The organism is Winogradskyella schleiferi, from assembly GCF_013394655.1.
Classification (GTDB): domain Bacteria; phylum Bacteroidota; class Bacteroidia; order Flavobacteriales; family Flavobacteriaceae; genus Winogradskyella; species Winogradskyella schleiferi.
In genome coordinates this window covers 1,683,640-1,697,333 of the sequence record NZ_CP053351.1, presented here as the reverse complement: position 1 = coordinate 1,697,333, position 13,694 = coordinate 1,683,640, and the positions used below count along the sequence as shown (strand labels likewise).

General features: G+C 39.2%; 1 protein-coding gene. It reads left to right on the top strand.

The genetic code is table 11. The annotated features are described in order from the left end of the window. Positions 1-160: 160 nt before the first annotated feature. On the top strand, positions 161-13,693 hold the full coding sequence (locus HM990_RS07290) for an Ig-like domain-containing protein (protein ID WP_178988292.1): 13,533 nt from the start codon (positions 161-163) through the stop codon (positions 13,691-13,693). Position 13,694: the final 1 nt, after the last annotated feature.

The following is a 13,694-nucleotide window of genomic DNA, read 5'->3' as shown; positions in this document are numbered from 1 at the left end:
CCATACTATTTTTCATTTGCATTAACAGTACTTCCCTCTTTTATACATAGAACACATAATAATGTAGTTAGCATCTGCATGTCTTTAATATAGCGTCCGACTATTTTTAAAGTCTATTCTGGATATAATTGCATCATTGAGATTATTAGTTATATACAATATGAAAAACAAATACAATTGTATTTCTGTCGTAAATTTAACAAAGGCTATTGTTATAGCTTTATTTGTTGTTTTACCTAATCTGCTCACCGCTCAGCAAGCTCCATCTATTCAATCTGGTGCAACTTTTCAATGGGCAGATACCCAAGCAAATAACAGAAGTTCGGCCACTATCGAATCGATAACGATAAATGGTCAGGTATATAGCACCTTTGTTGTGCCTACCGATTATGAACTGACAAGATTAGGACCAGATGGACATAGTGCAAATAAAATTTTAGAAAATGGCACCACAAGAGCAGGTAATAGTAACATCCCTCAATGGCACGATAGGGCTTTGTCTGCTTTTCAAGACAAAAATTTAAATCATTATTTTACCGCAAATCCAAACGGAAGAGATATTTGTTTAGATTTTGCTGCCGTCGAAACCACTGACGCGCAAAAACAAACTATATTTTATAGTCCTAGCATACCAGCTAACGAAGGTGGAATTTTAGCAGTTACGGAACGAAATATCAATAACTGTTATCATGTTGCACTTTACGGGACGCCTGTAGGTGGAGGAGCAGACCAACTATTGGGTCAGACTTTTGTTAGACAGAACAACAACGCCTTATCAGGCCCATACTTTTCCCCAAATCAAGAACCTAATGCAAATACGGATTATTGGAAAACAGAACGCGTTGTTGAAAATAACGGAACTATAGGAATCGCACTTTTTTATTTAAGTGATATTGTTCCTATTGGATCTAAAATTTCAAGAATAGAATTTAATGCATCCACTAGAGATCATGGTGATGGCAAAATTTTCTTAGTACAAAAATATGCTATTGATAAGCATCAAACCAATTGTATTAATGACAAATATTATGGTGATTTAGCTTTGTCCAATAACGTTCCTGCCAATTCCACTTATGAAATTGTGTCGGGACCTACACCTGTTGGTCAATTTTTTGAATTAAACCAAGATGGCACCTATAGTTATGTGCCAATGGATGATTTTACAGGTGATGTTACTTTTGATTATAGAGTATGTTTACCTGCACCCAACGACTTGGTTTGTGATACGGCTACAGTAACCATGAATTTTGTGGACTTGCCAGATGCGCCTGAAGTCTTGATTAGTTGTGATCCAATTAATGATTATTTTAATATAGAAGTCACAAATCCGTTAGGACCAGAAATTGAGTATAAATTAAATAATGGAGCCTTTCAAAGTTCACCAGAATTCTCTGTTCCTGCAGGTTCATACAATGTATTTGTAAGAAATATTTATACCAATTGCGAAATCTCTTATATTAGTAACCCTTTTGTGTTATCTAGTTTAGAAATATCAGGAAACATCGAAGATGCGACTTGTAAACTAGAAGATGATGGTGCAATAGACATTACTGTTTCTGGTGGTACTGCACCATATATTTATAATTGGAGTAACTCAGCTACTACTGAAGATTTAGCTAATATCAATGCAGGAACATATACCGTTACGGTTACCGATGCCAATGGATGTTCGATAACTGAAGTATTTGAAGTTGAAGAACCAAGTCAAGAATTATCCATAGGAATTGACTGGATTAATCATGTGGATTGTAACGGGAACGCTTCTGGTGAGTTTAAAGTCATTAGTTCAGGCGGAACAACTCCATACAGATATTCGATAGACGGAGGAACAACGACCCAAACGAATCCTGTATTTTCAAATAAGGCTGCTGACGCTTATACGGTTACTGTTATTGACAGTAATGATTGTACAGCTTCTGTTGACGTAACAATAAATCAACCAATTGCTTTAAGGATATCTGGCGCAGCAGTAACAAATGTGCTTTGCAGAGGTAATTCTACTGGCAGAATAAATATTACAGTTTCAGGTGGAACTTCTCCCTTTACTTATTTGTGGAATAACGGAGAGACAACTGAAGACTTAAACAATATACCTGCTGGTAATTATGCTTTAACAGTTACAGATGCAAACGGATGTACGGTTACCCATAATTGTATCGTGCGTCAACCTAGTCAAGAATTATCTGCTAATTTTATTGACAACTTAAGTGTAAAATGTCACGGAGAATCAAATGGAGGTATAGAATACCAAGGTGTTGGTGGAACGTCGCCATACCGCTATTCTTTAGATGGTGGCACCACAACACAATCAGAACGGAATTTTACAGGTTTAGCTGCTGGTAATTACGTATATACCATACTTGATGCTAATGATTGTACTATATCAATTGATTTTTCAATAGCACAACCCGAACCATTAATTCTTAATCTAAACAAAATAGATGCAACTTCTATTCAAGGTTGTACGAATGGAACGGCTACTGCTGCCGCTTCTGGTGGTATTGCACCTTATACATACCAATGGTCAGCTTCCGCTAATAATCAAACAGCAGCTTCTGCAACTGACTTACCTGTCGGCAATCATTCAGTAACTGTTACTGATACTAATGATTGCTCTACGACCCAAAATATTGAAATTACCTGTACAGATAATTGTGATACAGAACTATCAGTTGGTACAACTACCAATGTGCTTTGTTTTGGTAATGCAACAGGATCAACTTCGGTATCGGCAAGTTCGGTCATAAACCCAACTGCTTTATTTACATTTAATTGGTCTAATGGCCAAACCGATGCTGGTGTGACTTCAAGTTCTATTTCTGACCTTACTGCTGGCAATTATACCGTAAGTGTAACAATGGACGGATCCGTTTGTGATCCTGTAACACAATCGATCACGATCTCTCAACCCAATGCGGCTTTAAATCTTACAATTAATCAAGTAAACGCCACTTCTATTCTAGGCTGTACGGATGGAACGGCAATTGCTGTAGTATCTGGTGGTACATCGCCTTATACTTATGAATGGTCGGCTTCTGCTAATAACCAAACTACGGCGACGGCTACTGACTTACCTGTTGGAATTCATTCAGTTGTTGTAACTGATGCCAATGGTTGTAAAACTGTTGAAAGTGTTGAAATCACATGTACGGATGATTGTGACATCGCCTTGACCGTCGGTACAACAACTAACGTTTTATGTTTTGGTGACGCGACTGGTGCAACTTCAGTATCCGCGAGTTCGGTTATCAATCCAACAGCTACGTTTACATTTACATGGTCTAATGGCCAAACGGATTCTGGTGTAACTTCGAGCTCCATTTCTAACCTTACTGCTGGCAATTATACAGTTAGCGTAACTCTGGATGGTTCGGTTTGTGATCCTGTAACACAATCAATCACGATCTCTCAACCCAATGCGGCTTTAGATTTTACAATCAATAAAGTAAACACCACTTCTATTCAAGGCTGTACCGATGGAACGGCCACTGCTGTAGTTTCTGGTGGCACATCGCCTTATACTTATGAATGGTCGGCTTCTGCTAATAACCAAACTACGGCAACGGCTACTGACTTACCTGTTGGAATTCATTCAGTTGTTGTAACTGATGCCAATGGTTGTAAAACTGTTGAAAGTGTTGAAATCACATGTACGGATGATTGTGACATCGCCTTGACCGTCGGTACAACAACTAACGTTTTATGTTTTGGTGACGCGACTGGTGCAACTTCAGTATCCGCGAGTTCGGTTATCAATCCAACAGCTACGTTTACGTTTACATGGTCTAATGGCCAAACGGATTCTGGTGTAACTTCGAGCTCCATTTCTAACCTAACTGCTGGTAATTATACCGTAAGTGTAACAATGGACGGATCCGTTTGTGATCCTGTAACACAATCAATCACGATCTCTCAACCCAATGCGGCTTTAGATTTTACAATTAATAAAGTAAACGCCACTTCTATTCAAGGCTGTACCGATGGAACGGCCACTGCTGTAGTATCTGGTGGTACTTCACCTTATACTTATGAATGGTCGGCTTCTGCCAATAACCAAACTACGGCGACGGCTACTGACTTACCTGTTGGTATTCATTCAGTTGTTGTAACAGATGCTAATGGTTGTAAAACTGTTGAAAATATTGAAATTACATGTACGGATGATTGTGACACCGCCTTAACGACCGGAACTACAACTAACGTTTTATGTTTTGGTGACGCGACTGGTGCAACTTCAGTATCCGCGAGTTCGGTTATCAATCCAACAGCTACGTTTACGTTTACATGGTCTAATGGCCAAACGGATTCTGGTGTAACTTCGAGCTCCATTTCTAACCTTACTGCTGGCAATTATACCGTAAGTGTAACAATGGACGGATCGGTTTGTGATCCTGTAACACAATCAATCACGATCTCTCAACCCAATGCGGCTTTAGATTTTACAATTAATAAAGTAAACGCCACTTCTATTCAAGGCTGTACCGATGGAACGGCCACTGCTGTAGTATCTGGTGGTACTTCACCTTATACTTATAAATGGTCGGCTTCTGCCAATAACCAAACTACGGCGACGGCTACTGACTTACCTGTTGGTATTCATTCAGTTGTTGTAACAGATGCCAATGGTTGTAAAACTGTTGAAAGTGTTGAAATCACATGTACGGATGATTGTGACATCGCCTTGACCGTTGGAACCACAACTAACGTTTTATGTTTTGGTGACGCGACTGGTGCAACTTCAGTATCCGCGAGTTCGGTTATCAATCCAACAGCTACGTTTACGTTTACATGGTCCAATGGCCAAACCGATTCTGGTGTAACTTCGAGCTCTATTTCTAACCTAACTGCTGGTAATTATACCGTAAGTGTAACAATGGACGGATCCGTTTGTGATCCTGTAGTACAATCAATCACGATCTCTCAACCCAATGCGGCTTTAGATCTTACAATTAATAAAGTAAACGCCACTTCTATACAAGGCTGTACCGATGGAACGGCCACTGCTGTAGTATCTGGTGGTACTTCACCTTATACTTATGAATGGTCGGCTTCTGCCAATAACCAAACTACGGCGACGGCAACTGACTTACCTGTTGGTATTCATTCAGTTGTTGTAACAGATGCTAATGGTTGTAAAACTGTTGAAAATATTGAAATCACATGTACCAATGATTGTGACACTGCCTTAACGACCGGAACTACAACTAACGTTTTATGTTTTGGCGAAGCGACAGGTGCAACTTCAGTATCCGCGAGTTCGGTTATCAATCCAACAGCTACGTTTACGTTTACATGGTCCAATGGCCAAACCGATTCTGGTGTAACTTCGAGCTCTATTTCTAACCTAACTGCTGGTAATTATACCGTAAGTGTAACTATGGACGGATCCGTTTGTGATCCTGTAGTACAATCAATCACGATCTCTCAACCCAATGCGGCTTTAGATCTTACAATCAATAAAGTAAACGCGACTTCTATACAAGGCTGTACGGATGGAACGGCCATTGCTGTAGTATCTGGTGGTACTACACCTTATACTTATGAATGGTCTGCTTCTGCTAATAACCAAACTACGTCGACGGCTATTGACTTACCTGTTGGTATTCATTCTGTTGTTGTAACAGATGCCAATGGTTGTAAAACTGTTGAAAATATTGAAATCACATGTACCAATGATTGTGACACCGCCTTAACGACCGGAACTACAACTAACGTTTTATGTTTTGGCGAGGCGACAGGTGCAACATCAGTATCTGCGAGTTCCGTTATTAATCCAACAGCTACGTTTACCTTTACATGGTCCAATGGGCAAACGGATTCTGGTGTAACTTCGAGCTCTATTTCAAACCTTACTGCTGGCAATTACACCGTAAGTGTAACTCTGGATGGTTCGGTTTGTGATCCTGTTGAACAAACAATATCTATTTTAGAACCTAGTACTAGCCTTTCAGCTTCCATTACCACTCAAAATGATATAGTATGTGTGGATTTGGGTTCATTCACAGTAGAGGCTATTGGTGGAACGGCTCCATACTCATACTCTATCGATGGCGGAATTAATTACCAAACCAATGGAACATTTGATGATTTAGCTCACGGTAATTACACGATTTCTGTGTTAGATGCTAATGCATGTTCAACTTCAGTGACAACTGAAATTCTTATAAATTGTACTGATGCTATAGCAGACATCAACAACACCTACGTTGGTCAACCGGTCTCTGGTAATGTTTTAACGAATGACGAAGATTTTGAAGACGATAACCAAACGGTTACGGCCAACACCAATCCCGCAAACGGAACAGTAACCGTAAATCCTGATGGATCTTACACCTACACACCTAATCCTGGATTTATAGGTGAAGATACTTTTGAGTACACCATCTGCGACGATGGCAATCCACAAGCATGTGATACGGCTACCGTTTATATTGAAGTATTGCCTGAAGGTAGTCCTGAAAACGAAGCGCCTATCGCCAATGCCGATACGGCCACGACTCCAGAGGGAACTTCGATCAACATCGTGGTTCTTTCAAATGATTTCGATCCTGATGGCGATCCAATCACAATTACGGCTACTACAGATCCTGCAAATGGTTCTGTAACATTGAATCCTGATGGAACGATAACCTATATTTCTGATGCTGGATTCATCGGTGAAGACACATTCACGTATACCATCTGTGATGACGGTAATCCACAACTTTGCGATACAGCAACAGTGACCGTAACGGTTCAACCTAATGCTTACCCAAATACGACCAATGCTAACGATGATGCCTATAACACAACACCTAGTGCTGACGTTACTGGTAACGTTCTGGCTAATGATAACGATATTGAAGGTGATACACAGATAGTAACAACAACTACGGTGACAACTAATAATGGCGTTACGGTTAACATTGATCCTAATACTGGTGTGTTTACTTATACGCCTAATGCTGGATTTACAGGAACGGATTCATTCGTATACTCGATTTGCGACGATGGAACCCCTGTGGCATGTGATGAAGCTACTGTATACATTACAGTTGGTGGCCTTGCCAATACAACCGATGCCATAGCAGACATCAACAACACCTACGTTGGTCAACCGGTCTCTGGTAATGTTTTAACGAATGACGAAGATTTTGAAGGCGATAACCAAACGGTTACGGCCAACACCAATCCCGCAAACGGAACAGTAACCGTAAATCCTGATGGATCTTACACCTACACACCTAATCCTGGATTTATAGGTGAAGATACTTTTGAGTACACCATCTGTGACGATGGCAATCCACAAGCATGTGATACGGCTACCGTTTATATTGAAGTATTGCCTGAAGGTAGTCCTGAAAACGAAGCGCCTATTGCCAATGCCGATACAGCCACGACTCCAGAGGGCAGTCCAATAAACATCGTAGTTCTTTCAAATGATTTCGATCCTGATGGCGATCCAATCACAATTACGGCTACTACAGATCCTGCAAATGGTTCGGTAACATTGAATCCTGATGGAACGATAACCTATATTCCTGATACTGGATTCATTGGTGAAGATGCATTCACGTATACCATCTGTGATGACGGTAACCCACAACTTTGTGATACAGCAACAGTGACCGTAACGGTTCAACCTAATGCTTACCCAAATACGACCAATGCGAATGATGATGCTTATAATGTAACACCAACTAGTGTTTTAAATGGAAATGTATTAGCAAATGACAACGATATTGAAGGTGATACACAAACTGTTACAACGACTACAGTTATTACTTCCGAAGGTGTTACAGTGAATATCAATCCTAATACAGGTGCATTTACTTATACGCCTAATGCTGGGTTTACAGGTACGGATTCTTTCATTTACACGATTTGTGATAATGGAATTCCAGTTGCATGTGATCAAGCTACGGTTTATATTACTGTAGAAGGCGTTGCAGGTCTTAGTATCGTCAAATCAGCAATGAGTTCTGCAACGGACTGTGCAGGAGCTGGCGATAATGTCATCTATATATTTACGATTACCAACTCTGGTGATGTGTTGATTAATAGCATTACTATTAATGATAATTTATTAGGAGGAGATATTACTTCTACGCTTACTCTTACTGGAGATAATGGTGATGGTATCCTCGATCCTACTGAAACATGGGTATATACAGCACCAGATTATACCATCACACAAGCTGAAGTCGATGCTGGTAACATTACCAATAATGTAACAGCTAATGGATTTGAACCTGATGGAACGACTCCTGTAATTGCAACAGACACCTATGTTATCGATGCTAACAATCCTGATGTGACATTATGTGATGAAGGAGCAATAGCTGTTGTAAAAGCTGCTTCTAGTACAACTGCTGGTTGTGTTGGTGAAGATGATTTAGTTACCTATACGTTTACAGTAACAAATACTGGTGACGTATCAATTAATTCAATTACTATTACTGATGATTTATTAGGTGGTGATATTACGTCAACACTTACACTTGTAGGAGACACAAATACCAATAATATTTTAGAGCCTACTGAAACATGGGTACTTACAGCACCTGATTATACAATCACACAAGCTGATGTTGATGCAGGAAATATTACTAATAACGTTATAATTAATGGTTTAGAACCTGATGGAACAACTTCTGTTCAAGCGACTGACACTTATATCATCGATGCTAATAATCCTGATGTAACACTTTGTAGTGAATCTGGTATTGCATTGACTAAATCAGGTGTATTCAATAATGAAAACGGAAACAGCTGTACTGAAATAAATGAGACTATCACATATACATTTACAGTTACCAACAATGGTGATATCGCCTTAGCAAATGTAACTATTGCGGATTCACTTTTAGAAGGTGCAACACCTGCAGTTAGTATTATTTTTGTATCTGGAGATATCGATGGAGATAATCAATTGGATCCAACAGAAAATTGGATTTACAGTGCAACCTATTTAGTGACTCAATTAGATATTGATGCTACCGAAGTGACCAACTCAGCAACTGTAACTGCTACAGAAGTTGTAAATAACACAACCGTATCTGCAACAACTCAAACAACAACAGATTTAATTGAGGATACGACGCCTCCTGACACTTCTAATTGTACTGTTTTAGATGAAACTTTTGAATGTAACGGTTCAGACAACGAAACAGTTGCCAACGATTGGAATGCAGCTAATATTTTAGCTTTAGAAAATTGTGCTACAGATGCCTGTGGCAATAATTTTACAGTAACTTCAGATTACGCATTTGGCAACCTCGTTTCTACTTGCGGAGCTGGTGGTTCAATATCTGTAACTTACAACTTGACAGACGCAACAGGTAATGCAAGTACTTTCACTGCTACACTTACACTCGAAGATACAACTGGTCCTGATCTATCAGCTTGTACTGCCCTAGATGTAACGATAGAGTGTAGTTCTGAGAACGAAACAAATGCTATAGCATGGAATGCGGCAAATATTGCTGCGCTCGAAACCTGTGGTACAGATACTTGTGATGTTATTCCATCTAACGTGGTAACCTCAGATTATGACTTTAATAACTTAGTTTCTACTTGTGGTGCTAGCGGTACAATTACAGTTGTATATACGGTAGCAGATGATTGTGGCAACACAAACGACTTAACTGCAATATTAACTATTGAAGATACAACACCACCAACATTTTCAGTGCCAGCAAATATCACAATAGAATGTGATGATGATGCTACAGACTTAACACTGACTGGTGATGTAACTGATGAATCCGATAACTGTGCTTCGGGACTTAATGCTATTTATACGGATAGTGTTTCTGATGGAAGTTGCACAAGTGCTTCCATAATTGCAAGAACCTGGTCATTGACAGACGATTGTGATAATAACACCACATTTGTTCAAACGATCACAATTCAAGATACGACGGCTCCTACTATTGATGATTCAACTTTAGAAAATATTAATATCGAATGTGGAATTACGCCTGACGGAACTCTCGAAGATTGGTTAGCAAATAATGGCGGAGCAACAGCAACTGATAACTGTGGATCCATCACTTGGACAAACGATTTTGGGGCTAATACCGATATTGATTGTGACAACGGAGCGATTTCAGTAACATTTACGGCGACTGATGATTGTGGAAATGCCGCAACAGTTTCCGCAAGTTATTCTATTATCGATACCGTTGCTCCAACATTAACAATTCCTGCTAATCTTACTATTGAATGTAATGAAGGTACTGATCCAACAAATACAGGAATGGCTACGGCAACTGATGATTGTGCAACACCTAACGTTTCTTTTGCAGATTCTGAAGTGGCTGCTTGTGGAAACACAAAAATAATCACAAGAACTTGGACAGCGACTGATGCCTGTGGCAATTCAGTATCTGAAGATCAAACGATCACAATTCAAGATACAACAGCGCCTACGTTCTCTGTCCCTGCTGATATCACTGTTGAATGTGATGTCGATGTTTCAGATGTTACTTTAACTGGAGATGTGACTGATGAAGCAGATAACTGTTCAACTGACCTTGACGCTATTTTTACAGATAGCATTGCGGAAGATGATTGCTCTAGTGCTTCCATAATTACTAGAACTTGGTCCTTAACTGATGATTGTAATAATACCACAACTTTTGTTCAAACTATAACAGTTCAAGACACTACTGCTCCAACATTTTCTGTTCCTGCCGACATAACTATTGAATGTGATGTTGACGTGACAAATTTAACCGTGACAGGAGATGTGATTGATGAAGCGGATAATTGTGCAACTAATCTTGAAGCTATATTTACAGATAGCGTTGTCGAAGGCAATTGCCCAAGTGCTTTAATAATTGCAAGAACCTGGTCATTGACTGACGATTGTGATAATAATACCTCATTTGTTCAAACGATCACAATTCAAGATACGACGGCTCCTACTATTGATGATTCAACTTTAGAAAATATTAATATCGAATGTGGAATTACGCCTGACGGAACTCTCGAAGATTGGTTAGCGAATAATGCTGGAGCAACTGCAACTGATAACTGTGGATCCATCACTTGGACAAACGATTTTGGGGCTAATACTGATATTGATTGCGACAACGGAGCGATTTCAGTAACATTTACGGCGACTGATGATTGTGGAAATGCCGCAACAGTTTCCGCAAGTTATTCTATTATCGATACCGTTGCACCGACGTTAACAATTCCTGCTAATCTTACTATTGAATGTGATGAAGATACAGATCCAACAAATACAGGAATGGCTACGGCAACTGATGATTGTGCAACACCTAACGTTTCTTTTGCAGATTCTGAAGTGGCTGCTTGTGGAAACACAAAAACAATCACAAGAACTTGGACAGCGACTGATGCCTGTGGCAATTCAGTATCTGAAGAACAAACTATAACTGTTCAAGATATAACACCTCCTACATTCTCTGTTCCTATGGATATTACTGTTGAATGTGATGTCGATGTTTCAGATGTTACTTTAACTGGAGATGTGACTGATGAAGCAGATAACTGTACAATTGACCTTGACGCTATTTTTACAGATAGCGTTGCGGAAGGTGATTGCCCTAGTGCTTCCATAATTACTAGAACTTGGTCCTTAACTGATGATTGTAATAATACCACAACTTTTGATCAAACCATAACAGTTCAAGACACAACTGCTCCAACATTCTCTGTTCCTGCCGACATAACTATTGAATGTGATGTTGACGTGACTAATTTAACCGTGACAGGAGATGTGATTGATGAAGCGGATAATTGTGCAACTAATCTTGAAGCTATATTTACAGATAGTATTATTGATGGTGATTGCCCTAGTGCTTCAATAATTACTAGAACTTGGTCATTGACTGACGATTGTAATAACACAACAACATCTGTTCAAACGATAACAGTTCAAGATACAACGGCTCCAACATTCTCTGTTCCTGCTGACATAACTATTGAATGTGATGTTGACGTGACTGATTTAACTTTAACTGGAGACGTAACTGATGAAGCTGATAATTGTGCAGCCGCTCTTGATGCTATTTTTACGGATAGCGTAGCGGATGATGATTGCCCTAGTGCTTCCATAATTACAAGAACTTGGTCATTGACTGATGATTGTAATAACACAACAACATCTATTCAAACTATAACAATTCAAGATACAACGGCTCCAACATTTTCTGTTCCTGCCGACATAACTATTGAATGTGACGTTGATGTTTCAGATGCAACAATAACTGGAGACGTAACTGATGAAGCCGATAATTGTGCTACGGATCTTGATGCTATTTATACAGATAGCGTTATTGAGGGCGATTGTCCAGGCAGTTCAATAATAACCAGAACTTGGTCATTAACTGATGATTGTGACAATAACACAACATTTGTTCAAACCATAACAGTTCAAGATACTACAGCTCCAACATTCTCTGTTCCTGCAGATATAACTATTGAATGCGATGTTGATGTTTCAGATGTAACTTTAACTGGAGACGTAACTGATGAAGCCGATAATTGTGCTACGGATCTTGATGCTATTTATACAGATAGTATTACAGATGGTGATTGTCCTGGTGATTTTATGATTACACGTACTTGGTCATTAACTGACGATTGTGATAATACGACAACATTTATTCAATCCATAACAGTTCAAGATACAACGGCACCAGCCTTTAATGAAACCTTGCCAGCAGATATCTCTGTTGAATGTGGAGATGTACCAGCTGCTGAATCCTTAACTGCTTCAGATAATTGTGGTACTGTTGAAGTGAATTTTAGCGAAACAACTATAAACGGTTTGTGTGATGGTGATTTTATTATTGAACGTATTTGGACGGCAACAGACAGTTGTGATAATGTAGCTGAACATTTGCAACTTATAACTGTTGAAGACACAACGGCTCCAACGCTTTCTACTAATACACCTTTAGAAACACCTCTTACTGTAGCTTGTGATGATATTCCTGTAAAACCAGATTTAGTATTTGAAGATTTATGCTCGAGCAATATGAGCGTCGTTTACAATGAATCCTCGACACAAATTAATGATTTTGAAGATTATACCATTACTAGAACTTGGGAAGTAGAAGATCACTGTGGCAATGAAACCTTATTTACTCAAAACATTACCGTAGAAATAAGTAATGTTATTAATGTAGAAGAAGGTTTCCGATGTGTCCTTGATATTGAATTCGATTTATTCGACTTACTATCCGGTGACTTTAACATGGATGGAACTTGGAGTGTAATAAGTGGAGATACAACCCTTGATGGTAGTTTCTTTGATCCATCAACGGCTGAAGTTGGTACATATACCTTCCTATATTCTATTACGGAAGGGCCTTGTCCAAGAGAAGTAGAAGTTAATGTTACAATTGACGATGACTGTTTGGTGTTACCATGTAGCTCAGCCGACAATATTCTAATTTCTAAAACCGTGACCGCAAATGGCGATAACGTGAATGATTATTTTACGGTACAATCTATTGAACAGTGTGGTTTTGAAATAGAATTACAAATATTCAATCGTTGGGGAGCTGAGATATATAAGTCTTACAATTACCAAAACGATTGGAATGGCGAGGCGCATAGTTCTTCTGTGGGAAGTTCAGGAACAGTTCCAACCGGTACATATTATTATATTATTAATGTGAAAAATAGTGGATTAAAACCATTTACAGGTCCTATCTACGTGGCAACAAATTAAA